General features: G+C 42.0%; 20 protein-coding genes. 6 read left to right on the plus strand and 14 right to left on the minus strand.

Translation table 11 applies throughout. From position 1 onward, the window contains the following. Nucleotides 1-21: 21 nt before the first annotated feature. The 7 genes from H9Y05_RS02460 to H9Y05_RS02490 all read right to left on the minus strand — a co-directional run bounded on the left by H9Y05_RS02460 (nt 22) and on the right by H9Y05_RS02490 (nt 11694). Complete coding sequence (locus H9Y05_RS02460; protein ID WP_163490519.1) at nt 22-954, minus strand: M48 family metallopeptidase; 933 nt, start codon at nt 952-954, stop codon at nt 22-24. A gap of 8 nt (nt 955-962) precedes the next feature. Then, entirely contained in the window at nt 963-1526 is a 564-nt protein-coding gene (locus H9Y05_RS02465; protein ID WP_216713399.1) for a LemA family protein, read from the minus strand. 134 nt (nt 1527-1660) lie between these two features. Continuing rightward, entirely contained in the window at nt 1661-2050 is a 390-nt protein-coding gene (locus tag H9Y05_RS02470) for an HIT family protein (RefSeq protein ID WP_163490521.1), read from the minus strand. Next, the gene (greA, locus tag H9Y05_RS02475) at nt 2050-2523 is read right to left on the minus strand and encodes a transcription elongation factor GreA (RefSeq protein WP_163490522.1); all 474 of its coding nucleotides are present in this window, start codon (nt 2521-2523) and stop codon (nt 2050-2052) included. Before greA ends, H9Y05_RS02470 begins: the two co-directional genes overlap by 1 nt. A gap of 76 nt (nt 2524-2599) precedes the next feature. Further along, complete coding sequence (locus H9Y05_RS02480) at nt 2600-3667, minus strand: PorV/PorQ family protein (protein ID WP_163490523.1); 1068 nt, start codon at nt 3665-3667, stop codon at nt 2600-2602. Between the two features lie 27 nt (nt 3668-3694). Then, the gene (locus H9Y05_RS02485) at nt 3695-7909 is read right to left on the minus strand and encodes a T9SS C-terminal target domain-containing protein (protein WP_216713400.1); all 4215 of its coding nucleotides are present in this window, start codon (nt 7907-7909) and stop codon (nt 3695-3697) included. 20 nt (nt 7910-7929) lie between these two features. After that, nucleotides 7930-11694, minus strand: coding sequence for a TonB-dependent receptor (locus tag H9Y05_RS02490; RefSeq protein WP_163490525.1), 3765 nt, complete (start codon nt 11692-11694; stop codon nt 7930-7932). A gap of 315 nt (nt 11695-12009) precedes the next feature. Here H9Y05_RS02490 and H9Y05_RS02495 point away from each other — a divergent pair, with 315 nt between their 5' ends. Next, on the plus strand, nt 12010-12636 hold the full coding sequence (locus tag H9Y05_RS02495; protein ID WP_163490526.1) for a 4'-phosphopantetheinyl transferase family protein: 627 nt from the start codon (nt 12010-12012) through the stop codon (nt 12634-12636). Next, the gene (locus tag H9Y05_RS02500) at nt 12633-13364 is read left to right on the plus strand and encodes a geranylgeranylglyceryl/heptaprenylglyceryl phosphate synthase (protein ID WP_216713401.1); all 732 of its coding nucleotides are present in this window, start codon (nt 12633-12635) and stop codon (nt 13362-13364) included. Before H9Y05_RS02495 ends, H9Y05_RS02500 begins: the two co-directional genes overlap by 4 nt. Nucleotides 13365-13441: 77 nt before the next feature. On the opposite strand, the gene H9Y05_RS02505 is transcribed toward H9Y05_RS02500, so the two are convergent. The 3 genes from H9Y05_RS02505 to mgtE form a co-directional block, all read right to left on the minus strand. Continuing rightward, nucleotides 13442-14143, minus strand: coding sequence for a carboxypeptidase regulatory-like domain-containing protein (locus tag H9Y05_RS02505; protein ID WP_216713402.1), 702 nt, complete (start codon nt 14141-14143; stop codon nt 13442-13444). A gap of 470 nt (nt 14144-14613) precedes the next feature. Further along, nucleotides 14614-15570, minus strand: a complete 957-nt coding sequence (locus H9Y05_RS02510; protein ID WP_216713403.1) for an NAD(P)-dependent oxidoreductase — start codon at nt 15568-15570, stop codon at nt 14614-14616. A gap of 3 nt (nt 15571-15573) precedes the next feature. Further along, nucleotides 15574-16926: a magnesium transporter gene (mgtE, locus tag H9Y05_RS02515; RefSeq protein WP_205729538.1), complete on the minus strand. Its 1353-nt coding sequence runs from the start codon at nt 16924-16926 to the stop codon at nt 15574-15576. A gap of 152 nt (nt 16927-17078) precedes the next feature. On the opposite strand from mgtE, the gene trpS reads away from it, so the two are divergent. From trpS to pyk, 4 genes are all read left to right on the plus strand, one after another. Continuing rightward, nucleotides 17079-18047, plus strand: a complete 969-nt coding sequence (trpS, locus tag H9Y05_RS02520) for a tryptophan--tRNA ligase (protein WP_216713404.1) — start codon at nt 17079-17081, stop codon at nt 18045-18047. Nucleotides 18048-18107: 60 nt separating this feature from the next. Then, nucleotides 18108-19820 (plus strand): ABC transporter substrate-binding protein, encoded by a 1713-nt coding sequence (locus H9Y05_RS02525; protein ID WP_216713405.1) that lies wholly within the window; start codon nt 18108-18110, stop codon nt 19818-19820. 117 nt (nt 19821-19937) lie between these two features. Next, complete coding sequence (locus tag H9Y05_RS02530; protein WP_163490531.1) at nt 19938-20372, plus strand: IPExxxVDY family protein; 435 nt, start codon at nt 19938-19940, stop codon at nt 20370-20372. Between the two features lie 3 nt (nt 20373-20375). Further along, complete coding sequence (pyk, locus tag H9Y05_RS02535; RefSeq protein WP_216713406.1) at nt 20376-21794, plus strand: pyruvate kinase; 1419 nt, start codon at nt 20376-20378, stop codon at nt 21792-21794. Between the two features lie 53 nt (nt 21795-21847). On the opposite strand, the gene H9Y05_RS02540 is transcribed toward pyk, so the two are convergent. From H9Y05_RS02540 to proC, 4 genes are all read right to left on the minus strand, one after another. Next, complete coding sequence (locus H9Y05_RS02540; protein ID WP_216713407.1) at nt 21848-23116, minus strand: hypothetical protein; 1269 nt, start codon at nt 23114-23116, stop codon at nt 21848-21850. Beyond that, complete coding sequence (locus H9Y05_RS02545) at nt 23100-23690, minus strand: RNA polymerase sigma factor (RefSeq protein ID WP_216713408.1); 591 nt, start codon at nt 23688-23690, stop codon at nt 23100-23102. The genes H9Y05_RS02540 and H9Y05_RS02545 overlap by 17 nt, the downstream gene beginning before the upstream one ends. A 32-nt stretch (nt 23691-23722) precedes the next feature. Further along, the gene (locus tag H9Y05_RS02550; protein ID WP_163490535.1) at nt 23723-24382 is read right to left on the minus strand and encodes a T9SS type A sorting domain-containing protein; all 660 of its coding nucleotides are present in this window, start codon (nt 24380-24382) and stop codon (nt 23723-23725) included. Between the two features lie 165 nt (nt 24383-24547). Then, nucleotides 24548-25351, minus strand: a complete 804-nt coding sequence (gene proC, locus H9Y05_RS02555) for a pyrroline-5-carboxylate reductase (protein ID WP_163490536.1) — start codon at nt 25349-25351, stop codon at nt 24548-24550. Between the last annotated feature and the right edge of the window lie 79 nt (nt 25352-25430).

The following is a 25430-nucleotide window of genomic DNA, read 5'->3' on the forward strand; positions in this document are numbered from 1 at the left end:
ATACGTCTGTTTGTTGACTGATTATAACTGTTCCAATATCTTAATCCGTTTTTCAATCGGAGGGTGTGTCGCAAAGATATTTGAAATAGCAGAAAAGAAACTATTGGACTTGTCATCACCGTTGTCGATGAATAACTCCCTTACTTCATCGTTACTTGTTTCCAGCTTTGAATTTCCGGATACTTTTCGCAACGCATTTGCCATTGCAGACGCATTTTTGGTCATTTCAACCGCACCTGCATCCGCCATGTACTCACGACTACGAGAAAGGGCAAATTTGAAGATCATGGAAAGGAAGTACAATACTACCGCCACTAATAAAATAATCAGCATGGCTGCACCGCTGTTATCTTTATCATTTTTTCTACGTGTGTTTCCGCTGTATAAAAACGAACGGAATGCGACATCGACAATCAATCCGAAAATCCCGACAAATACAATTGTCACGATCAGCAAGCGCACATCTTTGTTGCGAATGTGTGTGAGTTCGTGCGCAATCACACCTTCGAGTTCTTCATCTGTTAACGCATCAATAATTCCCCGGGTTAAGGTCACCGCATACGTCTTTTCATTGATTCCTGAAGCGTAGGCGTTTAACGCTCCGGATTCAATGATAAACAGTTTTGGCATTTTCATCCCGACTGACATGCACAGATTTTCCGTAAGGTTGTATACGCGCATGTTGTCTTTCCGTTCCAGGGGAACAGAATGGGTTGCCATCTGAATCAGTTTGGTATGAAAAAAGAAAGCAATGACAAACCAAATTGCTACTGCTGCGAGTACAATCGGAAAAACAACCAGAAACTGTTGATTAATCAGATCAAAATCACCTTTCCCGAGAAAATACAGGACTGCATACACTCCCACCAGAATCAGTGCAGGAAAAGCGACCAGTAATAGGAATGATTTTCGGTTGTTTCTCCCGATCTGGGTATGTAAACCTACATATTTCATGCGGGTACTTAGAATTTAATTTCCGGTGCTTTGTCTATTTGTTGGCGTTGCTCGTGTCCTAAATCAAAGAACGGCTGAACGGTCATTTTTTTGAATCCGGCAACAATATTGGACGGAATGGACTCAATTGCCGTATTTAATTCTTTCGTTGCTGAATTGAAATATCTTCTCACTGCCGCAAGTTTGTTCTCGATGTCGGAAACTTCGTTTTGCAACTGCAGGAAGTTGGTGTTTGCTTTCAGGTCCGGGTATGCTTCCACCTGGATATTGAATGCTCCCATTGCTGCACCCAATTCTTTTTCCGCCTCGATCTTGGAATTCACATCATTTGCACTCATTGCCTTTGAACGTGCCTCCGTAATGCGTGTCAAGACAGAACTTTCGTGGTCCATGTATCCTTTTACGGCTCCAACCAGCTGAGGGATTAAATCGTGTCGCTGCTTCAATTGAACATCAATGTCAGCAAACGCATTTTCACGATTGTTTTTCAATGCTACTAATTTATTGTTTGTTGCTATGTACCATATAACAAGTATAACAACCACTCCCAATGCAATCAATAATCCAGTCATTTTATAATCGTTTAAAATTTCAGTAGTAAAAATACTATTAATCGGTGAAATAGTTTCGGAGATCGTTCTAAAAAGTCTTAAAAAAAGAAAAAGCCCCGTTCAGGAGCTTTTCTTTTTTGTAGTCTAAGTGAATGCTAAGCGTTTTTAATCCGCTCGGCCAGGCTTTCCATTTCTGCTTTTTCCACCTGGAGTTTCGGGTTTGAAAAATTGATATCCCCGATTCCGTCAATCGGAACGAGATGAATGTGTGCATGCGGTACTTCCAGACCAATAACAGCAACCCCTATGCGTTTACACGGAACTATTTTTTTGATTTTAACCGCAACACTTTTTGCAAACACCATCATTTCTCCCAACAATTCATCTTCCACGTCAAAGATGTAATCGATCTCTTCCTTAGGAATGACCAACACATGTCCTTTTTTTAAAGGCATAATGTCTAAAAACGCCAGGAACCGATCGTTTTCCGCAACGATGTATGCCGGAAGTTCTTTATTGATAATTTTGGTGAAGATAGAAGCCATTACCGGGAGATTTCAACGATTTCAAACTTAACAATTCCGTTCGGTGTCTGGATGTCCGCAATTTCTCCGACAGCTTTCCCCAGCAATCCTTTACCAATTGGTGATTCAACTGAAATTTTCTTTTCTTTCAGATCTGCTTCATTTTCTGCAACAAGCAGGTATTCCATCGCCATTCCGTTGGCAACATTCTTAATTTTCACTTTGGAAAGGATGTATACTTTAGATGTATCGATATTGGAATCATCTATGATTCGTGCATTACTGATAATTTCTTCCAGCTTGGCAATTTTCATTTCCAATATCCCTTGTGCCTCTTTGGCCGCATCGTATTCTGCATTTTCTGAAAGATCTCCTTTATCCCGCGCCTCAGCAATCTGATTTGAAATGGAAGGGCGTTGCACCGTTTTCATTTCATGCAATTCATCTTTCAATTTTTGTAATCCCTCTTCTGTGTAATAATTAATTTGTGCCATAACAGTACGTTTTAACATAAAAACAAGAGAGTCCGAATCGAACTCTCTTGTCATACAAATATAGTAATTATTTTATTTACTTCAAGCTGATCGTTGCTCCAACTGTGTGAATAATTCCAAAAGGACCTGCAAATCGAGCTGCGTACTCAATTCCCAACGCGCTTTTCTTTTCACCTAACAATGCATCAACAGAGAATCCTGCTGTTGGTCCGATCAGGGCGTTTGCTCTGTTCTCAGCATTGAAGATTCCCTTTTCGTATACATATCCACCTCTCAGGTTGAATGCAACTTTTTCGGAAGAAAACCCATAATCCAAACCAATTCTGAATTGGTCATAGGAGAACGAGTTAGCTGTAAAACCAAGTCCAAGGATCAAACGGTTTTTCTCGTTGAAGATGAAGTCGTATGAACCTCCGATGGACAATAAAGACGGCATTTCAAATGTTGCAGTACGTTGCTCCAATGATCCAATGAAGCTGGAAGTCAGGTATTGTACCTGCGTGTTCAATCCATCTCCTTTGTACTTCATTGTCGGTCCTACGTTTTTCAACGCGATACCAAACTTCAATTGCTCCTGTTCACCTGATACGTAACGAATTCCGGCATCGATTGCAACTCCTGTAGATTTCAGGTTAGAAATATTTTCAGAAATTACTTTCACGTTAATCCCTCCTGAGATAGAAGCTGAAAACGTGTGGGCATATCCTACATTGAATACATTTGCCCGCGGGGAGAATGTACCGATATTTCCTTCCGGGTTCTGAACTGTAGTGATCATGATATCTCCATAGTTCAGTGACTGAATGCTCACTGCTATCACAGAAGAACCTCCTAATCGCTGAGCAATACCTGCACTATTCAGGGACACACCTGTCATTGACCCCATCCAGTTTGTATAATTAAACTTGATTTGCGTCTTATTTGTAGATGCCAACCCGGCAATGTTCGTAAAAGTAGCTTCCAATCCATTGGTAAACGAGATACCTACATCACCCAAAGCAGAACTTCTGGCCCATGGGTTAATCAATAAGTGAGCAGCACCTGCCTGACCTACCCTGTCCTCATTTCCGGCGTTTACTGTGAAGCCACCTATCATGGCTCCACAGATTAACAACGCTTTAATATTTAAAATTGAACTTTTCATTTTCTTCAATTAAGTCTTAATAGATGATTAAATTCCTTGTAAGTCAACCTGACGTACTCCAATGAAAGCCTTTAATACTCTCTCTCCGACATCCGGAACATCCACATGTATCAGGTACATACCAGACGCTACAGGAATTCTTTGGTGGTTGTTCAAATCCCAATCTATAGATGTTACCGGGCTATCCTTTTTAAAGGTACGGATCAATTTACCATTCGATGTGTAAATTTTCACTGTACACTGATCCGGCAGGTTTGTGATTTTCACACGTGTATCCAATCTGCTCTTCTCATACTCAGAGTATGCCAGGTAAGGATTCGGAACAACGTTAATCATATCCAGAATTTCAGAAAGTGCGTCACGGCTACCTGTTGTCGTTGCGATTTCATCCATGTTCCATGAATACATCGGACGTCCCTGGTTTTCATTCGTTGCCACATAATTCTTGTACTCTTTGTTCACACGTAACTTAATTGTTACATCTGTTGCCAACAATTGTTGTCCCGGAGCAAGTAACGGATAGGCAATCCAAGCCAGGTTACCGTATACAACTCTCGCCAACTCGTTCAGGTTTCCTGTACTTGTCTCAATGTTTCTCAATTGATTTGCCAAGAAGTTATTTGATTCGTTCAGCGGATTGTATGGTTCCATATCTCTCAAGTGGTTTGTCAATCCGTTAATCGTTCTTGACTTCACACCAAATACCCAGATCGGATGTACACCTCCCATTACGTAATTACCGTTTTGGTCAATCATACGAGACGTAGGATTCCAGATCATATCTCGTCCTCCGTCATAAGACATATACGAGTTTTCTCCAAATGCCATGTGCAGACGAACACCTGTTTCCAGATCAATCGCATAACCAGGGAACCATCCCATACCTGTTCCTGTTCCGTCCGGGTTACCATTCTTGTCAACGCTTGCACTCTTTCTCATCTCTCCTGCTCTGGCACCTCCAAATGTCAGGTTCGCATCACGTCCCATTTCAATTACAGGTACACGTGTCCATTTACTCTTATCAGAAGTGATAATGATGTCGACACTTGGCAAGTAAGAGATTGAAGCCAATCCTTTTGAGTATGCCGGGTTCGTAATGTTTGGAGAGTATGCCATCGGCATGAATTCAACATTGTGTCCGGTAACTCTGTGCGGAGCAACAGTACCATTCAGTAATTTCTCATACAATTGGTTGTCATCCGCGCCAATTTCATCCCCATAGTTCAACGGATTTCTCCAAGGAACTGCTATCGGATCATCAGTACCTGCGGCATTTGTTCCCGAACGAATCCAGTTCGTTGGCTCATAGATATCATTATCCTGAACACCTGCCAACCATCTTTTCGAACTATCTGCAAAGAAAAGTGATGCAGAGATCGGGTTTGCAAAGTTGGTAGAGGCATTTCCTGAACCAGGAGTGTACTTGTTTTGAGTAATCTGAACAGATATTCCCCACTCTGGGATTAATTGCTCATTATTTACAATAATGCGTCGCTCACTGCTTACAGATTCCAGGAACTGGCCTCCTTCGCTTGTGTAACGGTTGATAATCCAATGGGCTGTATCAGCAGAGTTTGTAATGTTATCCGGAGTATAATCTCTGAATAAGATTTCATAATAACCACCTGCTACATTCAGCGGATCCACTACTTTCACTTTGATCGGTCCGCCTCCAAAGTCATATTTCACTTTATCGAGTGAACCATTTCTCAAAATCGTATTGTGCGATTCCGCAGTCAACTCAAGTCCGTTATTACCATTACCATGACCGTCAATTCTTGTAATTCTCGGCATTGTACCATATTCCACATATTGGTATGTTCCTCCCAATTCCGGTTTCGGATTGTGCGGTACTGCCGGAACGGATCTGATGTTGTTACCGTCATATGACAAACGTGAAGACACGTAAGGAATTTTCTGACCTGTCAACTTTGTAGGGTCGTTTTGATCATACGGAGCAAATTCATTGTGTGCGTATGCTACAGCAACATAATAATATGTCTTGTGGTTGATCAATCGGTTATCACCAATCGCAAATGCATCTGTTGTCAATTTAAATGAATGCTGGATTCCTTTATTTGCTGCCTGAACCATTCTTCTTCCCTGAAGGAATCCGTATTGTTCATTTAACGTATAATTGTACAAATCCTTGATGTCATTCTCCAGGTCACACTGAGCAACCAATCGTGCTTTTGACTCATCCTGCAAATCGGCTACGGAAGCAGATGCATCAACCAACTGGTAAATTTGATATCCTTCAAAGTTATATGTTCTGTCTACTGCATTGATCGGAATATTGATATCATCCACTTGCTCATACGTCTCTCCTTTGTTATTCGACGTTGAAGGGTTTGAGATCATTAGGATCAATTCATTTTCCAACTCCTGGATCTCCAATTTCGGAGCCATCGGCGGATCCAGAATTCTAAAACATGCATCGAACAACGCTTGTGCCTTGGTATCTGCGATTTTCATTACTTCCACAGAAGCCATCAGATCACCACCTGCAGCACGTCCGTAAACGATACCAACCGTAATGTTGTTCATTGCTCCCGGAACAAGTGTAAATGGTCCTGCAGATTGCACGAAACGTCTGTCTCCAGGGGCATTACCTGCCTGTGCTTCTGTCCACGGTTGTGAGTTTCCAGGGTCAATTCCTGCAGTTCCCCAATGTAACGGATCAGAATCTCCGGGGAATACATAATCTGTCAGGATGGATCCATTGGCACCGGTACCTCCGAATGTGATATTCGAACCGTCTGCCCAGAATCCGGACATGAAGTTGTAATATTGGTTTGCTACAGAAGGGTCAATGTATGGGTAAATTGCTCCCGGAGGGTTCGTAAAGTATGTGAATCGTCTCATACCAAAACGCTCGTTATCAACAATAGAATCACCGTATCCTGTTCCGATACCTCTGTACACGATACCAGTATCTGCAAGCGCTTCCGCAACATTTGGTGTTGTCCACGTTTGTGTGTTTTCATCATATACAGGACCTACGTTGTCTCTTCCATCCGGATCCTGGTAAGGCCCTTCAAAGAAATCCACTCCAATTGCAGGAGGGTTTGCCTGGTAACCGATTTGAGAACCGTTCGTCTCATCGAACGCATCTCCGTTGTATGCATAACCAAGTCCTCTTGATACGTCACACCCTACATAGTCATCCGCAGAGTATCCTAAATCCGGGTCAACATATTGTGAGAAGAACGTATTTGTCAATGTTTGTGTCGAACGGTTGATCAGTTCATAGTTGTAGAATGTCATTCGGTTGATTTCGTCAGAAGTTGCGAATGCAAAAGCCTGCGCTCTGATTTCCATTCCGATTGGTTCTCCCTGAGATTCCGTATGCACGTTTCCTTTATCGTTGAAGACAAACCATACTGTCTGGTCACCAAATAGTGTTACGCGACGGTCAACGCCACATTGTACATCATCTCGTCCCAAAATATCGTCATACCAAGGGTAATCTCCATCCTGCATCGGATCATATACTCTATCCTCGTCTCTGTCATAGAAAGGAGCTAAATAGTAGTCCTGAAACAGCGATTCATCACCGTGTGCCGGCCATTCCGTAATTGCTGCCAATTCCTCATTTGTAGGAAGAGATTCTTCTTCAATTTGTTCACATGATCCAGCAGGAGCATTCGGGTCGATACAAGCTTCCCACCACAAGCTGAAACGAACAACCGCTGCTTTATTGATCGGGAAGAATTTATCGTATTTAGCACATTCCGTTGCCGAAATATTTCCATCCCCATACGGTCTGATTGTATTGTCACCTACCGGTAGCAACGGATCGTAGTTAACATTTGGAAGATGAGGAATCGATACTGTTAACGGACCTCCCCAAAAGTCATTTCCAACCTGACGGAAGCGAACCGCCGCTAATTTCAACTGCCCGTTTTCATCGGTACCTCCCATCCACAAAGCTGCGGCAAAGATTGCTCTGGCACCACCTCCTTTCGGAACTTCATAGGCAGCAACACCCTTTTGACGGTCTTCAAATAATACCCCTCCCATTTCGAGCAAGGCAGACACATCATTGAAATCCAAAATGTATTTTCTTACAGCCGGAGTACATCCTGCACTCTTAGGTCCTCCCGTATTGGCTGAGGCACCATTCGGCTTGTTACCCTGTTGTCCAATATTACTACCTCCTGTGTATAGGTACGCCAGGGACATATTTGCGAGCAAGGTAAACGCTCCAATTATGCAGGTAGTTTTAATATAATTTTTCATACTTTTTATATTAGAATGAATTAAAAGTCAAACTTAACCCCTAAACGAATTGTTCTAGGTGCACTGATGTTAAAAGGGTTTTGAATTTTCATCAAATAATAGTCTCTGAACGATTGTTCATCCTGTTGATTCTGGATAGACGCCTGGCTGTTTGCTGCCTCCAGGTATCCGTCATCATTCCAGTTACCCGTTGCACGGTAAACGCTCAAGACATTCTTTTGATTGAACAAGTTTGTAACACGTAAGTATACATTCAGGAATGTTACACGCTTTTTATCGTCTGTTTTTCCGATCTCGATATCAAACGTTCTGTCCAACTGCATATCCAATCGGTAAGACCATGGTAATCTTGACCCGTTTGTGGTACCATCCAAACCGGAAGCGATTTGTGTAAACATTCCTTCATTCACGATATCCAGTTTCTTAGAATACGGATTTCCTGAATAGATGTTTGTCATGATGTTCAAACCAGTATTTGCAAGTACCTGGAAGTCTTTAATTCTCGGACCATTGTAATCTGCTCCTTTTCCATATCTGTAGTCAAACGAGATAGCGAATGCGTGACGTTGGTCAAATGAATACGGGAAGATTGCACGTAAGTTTGGCAAACCTGCGTTGATCAAACCTGCCATGGATGTTGCATCAGATCCTGTACCATCCGCGAACTGCAATGTATATGCTGCAGTCATACGGATGTTTCCTGTTCTTCTCAAGTCATAAGCAACTGTCAATCCTTTTACCGTACCGAAGTCTCTGTTACCAAATGTTCTGTATGTTGCCGGGTATGCTTCAACCACGTTGATCAACTGAACGTTATCTCTTTGTTCGCGGTAGAATGCTGAGATTTTGATGGATGACGTTCTTGTCAATACTTGTTGGAATCCTAATTCATAGTCAATCGTTTTTTCAGGTTTCAGGTTAGAATTGTTAATCGCCTGTCCTCTTGTTTGAATAAACTGGTATTCATACGGGTCAAAGCGCACACCTGTTGTCGGACGTTTTGTCAAGATATCATAGTGAGCAAAGAATGAAGACTCTTCAGAAACCGGGAATGAGAATGCGATACGCGGCATCACGCTCACCTGCGCTTTGTAATCTTCAAATGCATCACTGCTGATTGATTTTTGATTCGGGTTTTGCAACCAAGGAGCAATTCCTCCTGCACCTCTCAATACCGCAGGATCCTCTATCTGGTCACCGTTTGCATTGTACCATGTATCTCCGCTTCTGAATCCGTTAATTCTGGTAGGAGCTGCAACATCGTCCACATATACGGTATAATCATCACCGATAGACTGAGGAACAACAACCCAATCATAGTCTTGTCCGCCTGTATTTGCACGTTCACGTGCTTCACCCGCAGTAAGTGCATTGTAGAACAAGTATTTGTCTTTCAATACCGGTTGGTTCGCATCGAATACGTCTACACGTACCCCTACGTTGAATACTAAGTCACGGAATGCAAATTTATCCATGATGTATCCGGAAATATACGTTGGTTGGAATGCACCTACAAAACGTTTGTAGTTTCCGTTCTCATCAAATTCAGTAAAGTATTTGTCGATGTCTGTACGACCTTTTACTCTGTTTCCTGCGTGGTCGTATCCGTAATATGTCACATATGAATTCCCATTGTTTAATAATTCATCCGGAGAGAACATAGAAAAATTGTACATACCCGGATCATATGAGTCGATATCTACGTAATCATTTCCTCCAGGGTTCAACCCTAATTCTTTTCTTACATTGTAGTCAAAGAACGACTGATAATCAACTTGTCCTCCTGTCGCACCACTTTGCGCACCACCATATACACCACCATTTGAAGCGGCATAACCGGTATTCAAACGGTCGTAATAAATTTTTCTGTATGCACCTTCCTGGATGATGGTAGGATTATTTACATCAATTTCAGAAATGTGGCTGTTCATCAACAAACGGGCATGTGACCAGATTCCAAGTGGTCCGTTATCTCCGGCACCCCATCCGCGGTCAGTTCTTTGTTCGTACTCAAATCCTAAAGATAATGAGTGACCACCGATATTGATCGATCCGGAACCTGTTACACGGAACTGGTTGTTTTCAACAATTCCGAAACCGTTGTACGGAGTCCCCAGGTTATTCCAGATTTGATAAACAGAAATAGGAGCATCACCATTTAACAATGCGTTTCTGTTTCTCAACATATCAAAGTCTGTTGCACTTCCGAATAAATCATAGTATTGATTTGTCAATGCAGACAATCCAGGGTTTGTTTCAGAAGTTTCAAACGTAACGCCATTTTGGAATGGTACCGCTTGTTGGACGTATGCGTTCAGTGAATCTACAAATACTAAACTCGTATCGTAGTTGGAGCGGAATGTACCAACGTGACCATAATTAAATATTTTGAATCCGTGCTTCGGATCGTATGATCGTTGGCGGGATTGTGAATAGTCAACCATCAATGAATAGTTTGCTGACTTTACTTTGGATGCAGACCCTTCTCTGTTGTTTGAGAAACGTTGTGTTAAACGTCCGAACACCCTCCAGTCGAGGTTTTTCGCTGTACCGAAGTTTTGAAAGTTCATCAGGGAGCTGCTTCTGTCGTACAAACTTCTGTCGTAGTAGTTCATGGAACCACCAAACGAAAGGTTTACAGAAGGTCCTGTATTCACATCAATTTTTGCCTGAGCAGAAAGTGTCTGGCTCTTTGCATTCATTCTCCATTTTGTGTTTTCAAAATCTTTTTGTCTCAACAAAGAAGATCTGTAGAATGTTCCGTTACCGGAAGCGTTCAACACCAACGGAGACTCCATTAATGAATCTCTGATCTCTTTTTTAATACGGTAGCTACCACCATTCAACGGACGGTTATCTACTTCATTCAAATAATTGGCAGAAAGCAAGAATCCTAAGATAGGTTTCACTTTCGCTCCTGTTGAATCTTTCTTCATAAACAAAGGCCCGGAAAACATTCCTTCGACCATGTTATATGCGTACTTATCCAATCCGTATACTTTTCCGTCATACCCATCCGGATCTTTTCCTTTAAAGTAAAAACCAGAAGTTACACCTTCCAAACTTCCGAAGAATTTAGAAGAAGGACCTCTCGTTGTTACGGAAATAACCCCTCCGGTAACGTCACCGTAGTTTGCAGGCAAACCTCCGGTAATGACAGAAACCTCTTCAATTGCTGATTTCGGAAGGTTAGAAGATCCACGCACTTTGATACCATCTATATAATAATAGGTCGCATCTGAACGGGAACCACGAACACTGATTGATCCGTCATCCTCATTTGTATTTACCCCTCCGACTGTCTGTGCAACTCCTGCAGCAGAACGAACAGGCAAACGCGAGATGTCTTCACGCGTAACTGTTGCCCCGGACGCTCCACCATCTTTATCGATCAACGGAACTTTGTAGGCAACGATCACCATTTCATCAATCTGCTTTACATCAGAAGGCTTGGAAATTTCGATGTTATCCAGGAAGGTAATTTTTTCAGCGTTCACAACCACACCTGTCAACGCAGTAGGTTGGTAACCATCTCCCTCATTTCTTACTTCAACGTCGTAAGAACCCGGAGAAATGGAATTGATCTGAAATTTCCCTTCATCGTCGGTGTTTGCACCTCCTTTAACCGTTCCATCTTGCAAAAGCAACACTTTTGCAAATGCGATCGGTTCTCTTGTGTCGCCGTCGACAACGGACCCTCTAATCGTTCCTAAACCGGATTGAGAAAAGGAATAAGCCGCTGACAACAATACACTTACAATCAACAAATGTAGATTTCTTAACATAAGTACAGTCTATTTTTTTAACTTATTTTTTGCCAATGAAGCGGTAAATATAGAAATTTTATCTTGGTATTAACTATTTGTTAAAAAAAATAAAATTTGCATTTACTTAACTTTCGTTAACAAATGTAGAAGAAAAGAATGAATAAAAACTAATTTTTAAAGTCATTTTTTCACCCTTTTATACATGTCTAAAAACACCTTAAATTGCAGATTCATACACTTTAAATAAACATTTAAACCAAACAATCAAACAACAATACCGTTAATCAATTTCTAATCATCACATAAAAAGAAAAAATAATTAGTTTTACGAACATGTTTACACTTGAAAATGTTGCTATTGGTGGTAGTATTGTATACATTATTAAATACAATCACTTTCCGATTGAGGATTTTTTTCAGATTCTTCATCCTGTTGAACAGGTGCGATTGCAAACATTTGCCAGTGAAAAACGGAGAACAGAATACATTGCAACACGCATATTAAAGGACACCATTTTCCCGGGAGCACTGATTGATTACAATAAAGAAGGTGCTCCGTTTATTGAACATGCTCCGCATCTATCTGTCAGTCACTGCAAAGGGGCTTCCGCCATTGCAGTATGTCCCGATCACATCGTAGGACTTGATATTGAACCTATGAGTAACAAGGCTCAACGTCTGCACTCCAAGTTTATCAACCCTGAAGAGGCTGGTTTTCTGAACACAGAAGATGTAGTGGAAATGACCCGTGCCTGGTCGTGTAAAGAATCGCTTTTGAAGCTGGCCGGAAGAAAAGGACTCATCTTTAAAAAAGACCTTCTTATTGAGTCTGTTCCGGGAAACGATCAGTTTCTCTGTTCGATACATACCAATTCGGGGAAAAAATACGTAAATTTGACTTCGAAAGTAGTTGATAACATGATTATAACCATTAACCATACTGATCTGTATTCCCGATGAACATTTCCGAACGATTTAAACAACCCAACCAGATTGCAATTCTCATTGATCCGGAAAAATGTCAGTCAGAAGTAGTCATCCGCAACCTGGTGGAGAAAATTCATTTCTCAGGGGTTGATTTTGTATTTGTGGGTGGAAGTACTGTCAGTGAAAAAGAGTTCGAGCAAACAATTGGCTTACTAAAACAACTGATCACCATCCCACTGGTAATCTTCCCGGGATCGGCACACCAGGTTTCAGAGAAAGCGGACGGAATTTTGCTGTTGAACCTGATTTCAGGTCGCAACCCGGATTATCTTATCGGGCATCATGTTCAGGCAGCTCAAAAAATTATTGAAAGTAAAGCAGAAGTGATTTCTACTTCCTATTTGTTAATTGACGGAGGCAGTCATTCATCTGTTGCTTACGTCAGTCAAACCACACCTATTCCGCACAACCAGGTATCCATCGCTTATAATACTGCTCTTGCCGGAAAATTAATCGGTCACCAAGCGCTGTTCCTGGATGCAGGAAGCGGAGCGAAACATGCTGTTTCCGTTTCAATGGTTATAGCAATGAAAGAACTTGGTCAGCCATTAATCATAGGCGGTGGCGTCAAGTCCCTGGAGCAAATCAACACGCTTCACAAAGCAGGTGCAAATGTGGTAGTGATCGGGAATAAAATAGAAGAGGACATTGATTTTTTACTGGATATCCGGAATTATATTGCGGAAAAGACAGACAAGTAGGTATATTCACTAAAAAAGGCTTCGTTTCCAAAGCCTTTTGTTATATATCCGGGTCGATTACACCTTTAAATTCATGCTTATCTACCTGCCATCCATGCACGGTACAAATCAAAGTAACTTTTCGTTTCCACAACCACAACTCCCCCCAGTGTATCACCGTACTTTGCAGGCAAGGCTCCTGTGTAGACCATCATACTTCCGATGGCAGAACTCGGAACGGTTACCACATCATTTGCCTTGATTCCATCTATCATATAGATCATATCTCCTTTTCGTGCTCCGCGAAACACCAGACTTCCGTCATCTGCAATACGCACTTCTGACGACATGGATGTAATGAGTCCTTTCGGGTCGAATTTTGCAACACTTTTTGCTATTTCATCACCTGTTAACTGAGGAATTGGCAAATCACCGTCTATCAGCCGAACACCCGGTGTTATATAAACCGTTCCTAACTGCTGAATTGGTGCCAGTTCGATTTTTCCCAATTGAGTTATTGAATTCATTTTTATCTGTACCGGGTCCACCTTAATTGTATCTCCTTCGTAACGAATCTGTAAGGCATATGTTCCAGCAGGTATGGCACTGATCCGGAACATCCCTTCTTCGTCTGATATCACCTGGTACACTTTATCGAGATCCCGGATGAATACGTGAGTAAGCGGTACCGGCTCTTTCGTCGACTTTTCAACCAAATATCCTTGTATTTCTCCTAATGCTACTTGTGCGGAAGATGAATACCCTGTCATCAATAGAGCCGCAATCATCAATTTTCTCATAATTCGTTATTTTATTGTTTCTATTGGGATGCTGAACAATAAAACATTCCATAAACCTGAATTATAAAAATACGCCTATTTGCGCTAAATCCCAAAATTTCCAACAACAAACAGAACGGAAATTAGCAATTATGTATCTCCGGATGCAGGCACAATTATGTGATAACCATTTTCCATTGTTGATGGACGCCAGTTGGAAAAACAAAATCAGAACTAAATCGCGGAAATACATTTATCGCATCCTCAAATCTGCCCGAAAGCAACTAAAATACACCTTTTTTAAAGAACTATGTTAATTGGATGGGGGTTCGGTTCTAAAAATCGGGTACCATTTTCACTACGAATACATGGATTAAAAAGAAACGATAGATAAAAATAACACAGATGGATAGTGAGCAGGCAATCTATGGTTATGAAACAACGAACCGTACAAAATAGCTTTCGACAATTCAGTCTATATCATCTGAATTTCAAGCCAGATCATTGGTAAAATAAACTGCTTCTATTTTGTCTGCTAACACACTGCTTAGTTTGTAATAGCTTTCATTGGTCCATCCACCTACATGTGGAGATAAAAGCACCTGTTCGCTATTCAGCAGTCGTTGAAAATCGGGCGAAATCTCCTCTGAAAACGCCTGTTCAAAACTGGAACTTTCATATTCCAGTACGTCCAATACTGCACCTTTTACTTTACCTGTTTCAATGGCATCCATCAACGCATTTGTCTGAACAATTTTTCCCCGGGACAGATTAACCAGGTAAAACGGGTGCTTTACCTTCTGAAAGAAAGCCGTGTTTGCCCAATGGATTGTTTCTGCATTTTGCGGAATGTGAAAACTAATGATTTCCGCCTGTTCGTACACTTGCTCTACATACGATTCTTCCACCCATTCATCACCAAAACCTGTACGGTATTTGTCATAGGCAAGAATCCGGCAGTCAAATCCCCGGAGCACTTTTGCAAATGCACTTCCATTGTTACCATAACCGATAATCCCAACTGTCTTTCCCGTCAATTCAATTCCCCTGTTTCCTTCCCGGTCCCAGATTCCTTTTCTGACCTCAGCATCTCCTTTTTTCAGGTTGTTGAACAAGGCCAACAGCATCCCCAGTGCATGTTCACCGACAGCCGTTCTGTTTCCTTCCGGCGCATTGAATAAACGAATGTTTCGCTTCCGGCAATAGTCCTCATCTATGTTTTCCATTCCTGCACCTGAACGCGCAATAAATTTCAAATCCCCGGCAACATCAAGTAATGCGGCATCCATGCGGAAGCGTGAACGAACCACAATACCGTGTACTCCTTTCTGCAACTCGCTTTGGCATTCTTTCATTGAAAACCGGGTTCCGTCGATGCATGTAACTCCTTTTTCTTCCAGTCGTTTTTGCAAAATTTCGTGAACGGTATCTATAAAAAGTACTTTCATGAACTATATGTGGTATAATAACATACCTATGGTAAAGTAGATAAATAGTCCCAATACATCATTCAACGTCGTCACAAACGGACCTGTTGCCAATGCCGGGTCAATTTTATATTTATTCAGGATCAACGGGATCAATGTTCCGAAAATGGAAGCAAATATGATGACTGTGAACAGGGATAAACTTACAACAATCGCAAGTGTGGTTCCTTCGAATAACATTCCGATTCCATACATTAAACTGGACAACAATACTCCATTTGTCAATGCCACCAGGGTTTCCTTCCCGATTTTTTTAAGTACACTCCCAAACAGGTCATTCCCTTTTGCCAGTGACTGCACAACAATTGCAGAGGACTGTACCCCTACGTTTCCGCCCATCGCTGTAATCAATGGAATGAAGAACGCCAGTGTAGGAACAGAAGTAATTTGCGCTTCAAACCCGGAAATTACCTGCGCACCGAGAATCCCTCCCAACATTCCGATGACCAGCCAGGGTAAGCGTGCACGTGAGATTTTCCAGACGGTTGAACTCGATTCAATTTTTTCAGAGATCCCCGATGCCAACTGGAAATCTTTATCCGCTTCTTCTTTAATAAAATCAACCATGTCATCGATGGTAATCCGACCCACCAGTTTATTTTGCAGATCAACTACAGGAAGTGAAACCAGGTCGTATTTCTCCATGATTTTCGCTACTTCTTCCGCATCTTCACTGGTTTTTACGGAAATGATATTTTTCCCATTGAATAAATCCGCTATTTTGGTTTTCGGCTTTGCGAACAGCAATCGTTTCAGTGAAAGCACTCCCACCAGTTTCCCGAGGTCGTCCACTACGTATATCGTAAATACCTGCTCCACATCTTCTGCCTGCCGTCTGAGCTCTACCAACGCCCTGTCAACAGGCCAGTCAACTCTTGCCTTGATAAACTCCTTCTGCATCAAACCACCGGCAGTATCTTCGTCATAATTCAAGAGGTCGACAATGTCACCAATCGCATCATTATCCTGCATTTGGGAGATGACTTCCTGCACCTGCTCATCGGACAATTCCCCTAAGATGTCTGCAGCGTCGTCCGAATCAAGGTTCTCCAGCTGATCGGCAATCTCTTTTGTAGAGAGTGATGCCAGGAAACGATCTCTGACATCTTCATCCAGTTCCATCAATACATCTGCCTGCTGATCTTCATCCATCAGGTAGTAGATGTATTTCGCTTCATCATTGCTCAGCGGTCTTAAAATCTCCGCTACATCAGCAAAGTGCAAATCCAGCACATTAATTTTGAGCCAGTCCGCATCCTGAGAAGCAATTGCATTTCGCGTTTGTTCAATAAACTCTTTGGTTAACTCAAATCTCATGGCTTTTGGATTTTACGGTGCAAATTTAGGGTATTTCATTGTTTTAGAGCAGTTGTTGACGCTGTAAAATAATTTTAAATTGAAATTTAATTATCTGAACTGCCCGTCAGATAATCCCGGCAGATTCCTTATCTTCGCACCAAAACCAAGTCATGGCACGAATATTAACGGGAACACAGAGTACGGGAACTCCGCATTTGGGAAATTTACTGGGAGCAATTATTCCGGCAATCGATATGTCGAACAAAGCGGAAAATGACGCATTTCTTTTCATTGCGGATCTTCATTCATTTACACAGATAAAGGATCCGAACGAACTGAAACAAAACACATTGTCTACCGCTGCGGTGTGGTTGAGCTTCGGAGTAGATACCAGTAAAACGATCTTTTACCGGCAAAGCCAGATTCCGGAGGTAACGGAATTGATGTGGTACTTGTTGTGTCTGTTTCCCTATTCACGCCTGAGTCTGGCACATGGCTTTAAAGACAAAGCAGACCGGTTAAACGATGTCAATGGCGGGCTTTTTACCTATCCGATGCTGATGGCTGCCGACATACTGATCTATGACGCGGAATATGTTCCGGTAGGAAAAGACCAGGAACAACACCTGGAGTTCACACGGGATGTTGCATCGCGCTTTCACGCCCAGTTCGGCGAAACATTTGTGATGCCGGAAGGTCTGTTCAATGAAGAAACGAAAATCATTCCCGGAACGGACGGTCAGAAAATGAGTAAGTCGCGCAACAATTACATCAACATCTTTCTTCCGGACAAGCAAATGCGTAAGCAAATCATGTCGATACAAACAGACAGCAAGGAACTGGAAGATCCGAAAGATCCCGAAACGTGTAATGTTTTTGCCTTGTACCGGTTACTGGCAGATCAGGATGCTGTGGAAACCATGGCCACTCAGTACAGAGCCGGTGGGTACGGATACGGTCATGCAAAGCAGGCATTATTTGAGTTAATTGTCGAAAAATACAAAACACAGCGGGAAAAATACTGGTACCTGATGGAACACCCCGATGAGATTGTTGCTACCCTGGCGATTGGTGAACAGAAGGCGAGAGAATATGCAAAAGTGGTGTTGAGTCGCGTGAGGAATACGATTGGTTATTAAGATTAAGATGCTATAAACTAAATGTTATTATATTTGTAGCCACTTTAATTATCATTGAAAATGAAACTTTCTTATTTATTAGCTCTTATTTCATTAGTTGTATTAGCATCTTGCGGTGAAAAAACAAAGAACTCGACTGAGTTGACGTTGATTAACGGAGGAAGAACATACGGAGGGGAACTGGTATTTTCCTATTCTGAACCGATTACAGAATTATTCCCTCTGGCAGCTGCACATCAGCATGTTATCAACGTTTCTTCCCAGATTTATGAGACCTTATTAAACATTGACCCGAAAACCTTGAAGGTAACTCCGAGTATTGCCTCTTCTTTTACAGTCAATGAAGCTGGTGATGTATATACATTAAAAATTCAGAAAGGTATTTTCTTTCACGATGATGAGTGTTTTGGAGGAAAAGGAAGGGAATTAACTCCCGAAGATGTAAAGTATTCGCTTGACTTTGCTTGTTCCGGCAATGAACTCAATGACGATAACAATGTATTGGTTGACCAGATCAAGGGGGCTTCCGAATACAAAGCTTCTTCTAAAAAATCATTTCCGAAGGGAGGGGTTTCCGGTATTAAAATCAAAGGACAATCCATTGAAATTACGCTCAACCGGCCGTTCATCGGTTTTGAAGCGCTACTTGCCAGAAAAAACATTGTCATTTTTGCGAAAGAAGCCTACGAAAAATACGGGAAGGAAATCACGCATCATCCGATCGGTACGGGTCCGTTCAAATTAGAAAAAATGGATCAGAACGGTTTGCGTTTGGTCCGCAATGAAAATTACTGGCAAAAAGATGCTTTCGGAAATCAGTTGCCATACCTTGCTGCCGTTTCGATGAAATACATCCGCGAGAAGAAAAACGAGATGCTCGCATTCAGAAACAAAGAAATTGACCTGTTGCTGGACATCCCGGCTGACGAAATTGAAAACGTACTGGGAACCTTGCAGGATGCTGTTGCCGGGAAGAATTTAAAGCACAAAGTGGAGTCTTCTTACAGTCTCAGTATTGATTACATCGGGTTTAATACAGCGGAAGGGGTTTTTAAATCAAAAGAGGTGCGGGAAGCATTTTATTTTGCAGTTGATCCTTCCGAATTGATTGAAAATTACATCGGAGGGGATGGTTATCCTCCCTACAACGGGTTTGTTCCTGAAATAGAAGGAGCGAACAATACAATTCAAATCCCGGTCTCCAATCCTGAGAAAGCACGGAAATTACTCGCGCAGGCAGGGTTCCCGAACGGGAAAAACTTCCCTGTGACGACCATTTATGTCAATGGTGTAGAAGGCTCTAAGAACCATGCTCTGGTTCAGGGATTTGTAAAAGCGATTAAGCGGGAATTGAACGTTGACTTAACAATCAAGTTGTGTTCACTTACTGAGCGGGAAGCTGCCATTAACAGCGGTGAAGCAAGTATCTGGCGTTCCGGCTGGGTAGCTGATTATCCGAGCCCGGTTACATTCCTGAATTTGTTTTATTCGAACGGTAAACAATTCAATAAATTCCGCTACAACAACGAGGTGTTCAATTCAAATCTTCAAGCGGCTTTAGTTGAAAAAGATCCCCGAAAAAGAGGGTTTCATTTTATCAAAGCGCAATCCGAAATCATTGAAGATGCTGTTGTAATTCCGCTGTTGATGAACAATATGTTGATTATGGTCAATGCACGCGTAAAAGGAATCACGGCAAATCAATTGGAGGAAATCAGCTTCAAAGAGGTCTTCATTAAAGAACCTCGTGACGAAGAAGACAAAACAGAATAACGGGCAAAGAAATTTCGCCCCGCGATCTATTTGTTACCATAACATTAATAAATCGGAGCTATCAGGCACGAACGCTCAAAAATAAGTACATTTGTACCTGTAATGAAGTGAATGCTGATGGCAAAACAGAAAAAACATCTGTTGGAATTTGAAGTGGAAGCAGACTACGATGTCGTAGGAATCTGCAGCCATCACAATGACTATAGACTGGCCTGGAGCATTAACGCAACACTGGGATTTCACCTGGAACAATCGTCCGATCCTTTTTTTATTACACACACAAAAAAAGGAGTTACCACACATCAATCGCATTCGATGTTTGAGTACTATGAAGACGAAAACAGAGTGACTTATTTTTTAATTAAGAACAAGGAAAATGGAAAATTTCTGATTCCTGAACGGCCAACTATTGATTTTTTCCTGTTTGTTTATAAAAACAATAGCATCGATCTGGACCTGTTATCGGACAAACTAAGAAATGTGAATAGCATCCTGGCAGTTTTTCAATTAGACATTGAATCATTACCTTCAACAGAAAATATTATATTTTAACGTATGAAAAGAACAAAAATAGTAGCAACATTAGGGCCTTCAACAGCAAAAAAGGAAACATTGAAACAAATGTTCCTCGAAGGTTTGAATGTGTGCCGCCTTAACTTTTCCCATGGCGGATATGACGCTCATTTGGAATCGTTGAGAATTATCCGTGAATTGAATGAAGAATTAGCTTTAAACGTTGCTGTCCTGGCAGATTTACAAGGTCCGAAAATTCGTACGCACGAGATGGAGAATAACGGCGTATTACTGGAAAACGATTCGATTGTGACCATTTCAACGCAGGAAGTATTGGGAACATCCACTCATTTCTCGATCAATTACGAACAATTGCCAAAAGACGTTAATCCGGGTGAGCGCATCTTGCTGGATGACGGAAAACTTACCCTGGAGGTGATTGAGACAGATAAACAACATGAATTCAAGGCAAAAGTGATTTATGGTGGAATTCTTTCCTCAAAGAAAGGAGTGAATTTCCCGAATACGGCGATATCCATGCCTTCGCTGACAGAAAAGGACCGAAAAGATCTGGACTTTGCAATCGAGCAGGGGGTTGACTGGATCGGTTTATCCTTTGTGCGAAGTCCGCAGGATATAAAAGAGCTGAAAAATATCATTGCACACAGAGGTGCGAAAGCGAAAGTAATAGCCAAAATTGAAAAACCGGAAGCTGTTGCCTCAATTGAAGAAATCATTAAGGAAGCGGATGCATTAATGGTAGCCCGCGGAGACCTGGGAGTAGAAGTTCCCTACCAGAATGTACCATTGATTCAGAAAATGATTATCAACAGGGCGCGTTTAAATGCGAAGCCGGTGATCGTTGCAACGCAAATGATGGAATCCATGATCTCCAACATGATGCCGACACGTGCAGAAGTAAACGACGTAGCAAATGCGGTACTGGATGGTGCTGATGCGGTAATGTTATCGGGAGAAACTTCTGTTGGTGCTCATCCGATTGAGGTAATCAAAACAATGTCCAACATTGTAAAGGAAATGGAAACATTCGACGGTATTTACAACAAAGAGGAGATCCCTGAAAAAAACCAGGCGCGCTTCATTACAGACTCGATCTGTTTTAATGCGGTACGGTTATCTCAACGAACAGAAGCTGATGCGATTCTGACGATGTCTTTTTCAGGATATACCGCATACAAGCTGGCTTCTCAGCGTCCGAAAGCACCGATTTATGTATTTACGAGCAACCGCAGTATTCTTACCCAAATTAACCTGATCTGGGGCGTAAAAGGGTTCTATTACGATAAACGCATCTCAACAGACCATACCATTTCAGATATCAAGAACATCCTGAAAGGAGAAGGGTTACTGAAAGACGGTGAATTGGTTGTCAACATTGCCTCCATTCCTCTGGAAGAACTCGGAAAATCCAATATGATCAAATTAAGTTACGTAGATTAATACACAATAGATTGAGCAGAAGGTTCCGTATTCCGGAACCTTTTTTATTCCTGCTACAAACGAATACTTACCCCGATTCCTGCTCCAAACAGTGGGTTTCTCTTGCTCGTCACATCCCATCTCAACTGTTGACAGATGGCCTGGTTAACAGTTCCGTAAGCAATCAAACGCCATCTTCCGATCGGGTAATGCAACTCCGGTCTGACCCAAATATTCCAGCCAAACGGTCGAAACACCGGGCGGTTGAAATCCGGTTGTAATTGTACATTATTCAACCAGCCGTACGAGAACTCTGTCCCTGCAGAACACCTTAGCACAAATGAACGTCCTACGCTCAGTGAACCGGCAATACCGATGGGCATTATCACTGAATTTACCCGGAAAATCTGTTGTCCCTGATCTTCCCGGGCAAAATAGGTATAAGACGTAGGAACAGATGTTGCTATATCCCCATATTCGGGGATGCTGTCGCGCACATAACGTGTCGCCTGTTGCTGTACTTCCGTAGAACGGAATCCCAAGCCGGCAATGAGATCCAACCCCGAAGTTAATTCGTAATTTAACTCAACTTTTCCGTACAAAGAGGAAGAACGAATACCGGCAAACTCTTTTCCGACATTTGAAAGTTCATTGCTATTCAGGGATTCAACCGGTTTGGCCCGCTCCCCTTCCCATCCGGCGAGACCAGTTACATTCCACCGACTACCGGTTCCGTTTTTTTCCGGGGCTTTCAACAATTCCCCCTCTGCAGGTAGTGATTCCGGAGTTTTCACGTTTGAAGTATCAGGTATTGAATCGGTAGCCACATGCATAGCCATATCTTCGCTTTCTGTCTTTTCAGTGGGTGATGAATCGCCCGTTTTATGTGTTCCGGACACAGCAACTATTTGCCCGGAAAATTCATGCCCCATCTCTTTATCGCTCTTTTCGACTAAACGAAATGATGTTTTATGTTGCAATTCAACTCCCGGGCTTTTTTTCCTGTTACCGGATCGTTTTAATTCCTTTTCAGCACTACTGTTTACGGTTAAGGAATATGTGTCTGCAGATGTTGTATGCACATACACTGCTTCCGTCTTAACTGATCTGGTACTCGTACGGGAAAAACCGGTTGATGTCCCTGAAGGGCCGTATAACATTCCGATGGCTAATACCGTCATTGAAAGACCAAGCAATGGAAAGAAAATCAATAAAAATCGTCGTCTCCGTTTTCCGGAAGCGATTGAACGATCGATTTTTTCCTTCACGGACGGATCAGGGATTACCTCAAACCCATCAAATGTCTCCCGGAACAAGTGATCTATTTCATCCAGCTCTTTCATCTTTTCTTACATTTTCAAGTTTGTTCTTTATCCAGTTCTTTGCTTTTGCCAGTTGCGATTTGGATGTTCCTTCCGTTATATTGAGGTATTCGGCTATTTCTTTGTGTGTCAGATTATCCACTACAAACAGGTTAAATACAACGCGGTATCCTTCCGGCATTTCTCCCAACAATTCCAGCAACCGGGTTTTCATATCCTTTTCACCATCTTCCGAATCTGTCCATTCAGGTACGGGTTCAAAAAAGGATTCATTTTCTGTGAGAACCATCCTTTTGTTTGCTTTCAGGAAATTTATTGCTGTGTGAATGGTAATTGTCTTAATCCATGGACCAAGCGGACGTTTGGGATCTGCTTTTTCCCGTTGTTCATATATCCGGATAAATGCTTGCTGCAACATTTCCTCCGCATCATCTTTACAAGCTGCGTAGCGCATGCAAATACCGAACATGGAAGGAGCGTACTGTTCGTACACCCGATCAAACGCTTTTTTATTTCCGTTGATGAATTCTTCCGTATTCTCCTCCATTCCTGTATCTGATCGCCAACAATGTATATCGCCTACATCATCTGACACTCATTTTTAATTAAGACGAAAACATACACCAATCAGGGGGCTGTTTTAATTAGTTTTTCCGAATAGCGGTTTCCGTCCTTGTCGGTTATTATTAAAAAATAAGCTCCGTTTCGAAGACCAGAGAGATCAATCGGTTGACCTGCAGTATATTCCTCATGAAGCACAGTTTTTTCTCCAAGAACAGAAATAATCTCAATGCGGTCAATCACCAAATGTGTTGCAATGAAAACTTCTTCATAAAACGGATTCGGATACATACTGATTCCTGAATCACCAGGTGGTACATGAATGCTCAATGGCTGATCAACCGGTATTATAGTCGATTCAGAATCTTCCAGCGTTTGTTCACCGGTAAGTCCTGTTTCCACATACAGGTTTATCTCCAGTGGATGCTTTCCTTTTTCGAGATACCCGATTGTCACTGTATCTGTACTATGGCAGATATACGCAGCTGCCCCGATGGTATACACTAAATCCAGCACAATGATTCCATTTTGTACATCTATTGCATGATTGGTCAGGTCACAATCACCATAGGGAAATGTTGCATAGACAATCACTTTGACCTCATCACCGGCAACAGGATTTTCAGGAATAACGGTGAAGCTGTCAATGGCCGGAATTTGACCGAATACCTGTTGTGTTGCCAGCAATAGCATCATCGGTAGTATCATTTGTTTTAGTTTTCTCATTTTTGTCGTTTTTATAAGTTATCCCCCTTATTACAAAACTGAAAAGTAAAAGGTTGCCCAGCCTTAAAAATTTTGAAAAAAATAATTACTGATAAACCGCATAGATACATAGACAGGTATTATGTACGAAAGGGTGGCACATAGCAGCCAACTACGTTAGCTGAATTACATATCTTTTACAATTTTATCGTACGAGGCTTTCAATCCCCTGATAAGCGAGGAACTGAAGCCCTGGTGTTCCATTTCATTCAATCCGGCAATTGTACATCCTTTTGGCGTGGTAACTTTATCAATTTCCTGCTCCGGGTGCGTCTTATTCTCCAGCAACAAAGACGCTGCTCCTTTAACTGTCTGCGCGGCAATCAGCGTAGCTGTGTTTGCGTCAAACCCGATTTCAATTCCTCCCTGAATATTGGCACGGATATAGCGCAGGGCAAATGCAGTACCACATGCTCCCAGCACGGTAGCTGCATCCATTAACTGTTCGTTGATCATCACTACCTCTCCAACTGTTTCAAAGAGGCTTGTCACAAACGAGAGTTCTTCCTGTGTCGCATTGCAGTGTGCTACCGTTGTCATACTTTCACCAATTGCGGCAGCGGTATTCGGCATTGCTCTGAATAAGACTGCTTCGTCGGAAAATAGGGTTTTCAGATCTTCCAGCCACACGCCGGTAATGACACTGATGAGTACTTGTTTCGTGTAATCCACATGAGGAGCGATTTCTTCCGCAATTTCACGAATCTGGAAGGGTTTCACAGCTAAAATGATGTAGTCTGCTTCCGATATTGCTTTCACGTTGTCTGAAGTAATCTTTGCACCCTGTTCTTCAAATCTATGCAGTGTAGCGGTATTGCGTTTGGCAAGAGTTACATTACTGACCTTGCAAAATTGATTGCGGATCAGTCCTTCCGCGATTGCTGTTCCGATATTTCCTACGCCGATGATGGTTATTTTTTGTGTATTCATTCTATCTGTTCATTTTATTGGTACATAAAAAAATCCGGTTCTGAAAACAGAACCGGATTTATTCATTTCTTGTCGTTAA

Origin of the sequence: Taishania pollutisoli (assembly GCF_014518315.1) — a bacterium.
Classification (GTDB): domain Bacteria; phylum Bacteroidota; class Bacteroidia; order Flavobacteriales_D; family Crocinitomicaceae; genus Taishania; species Taishania pollutisoli.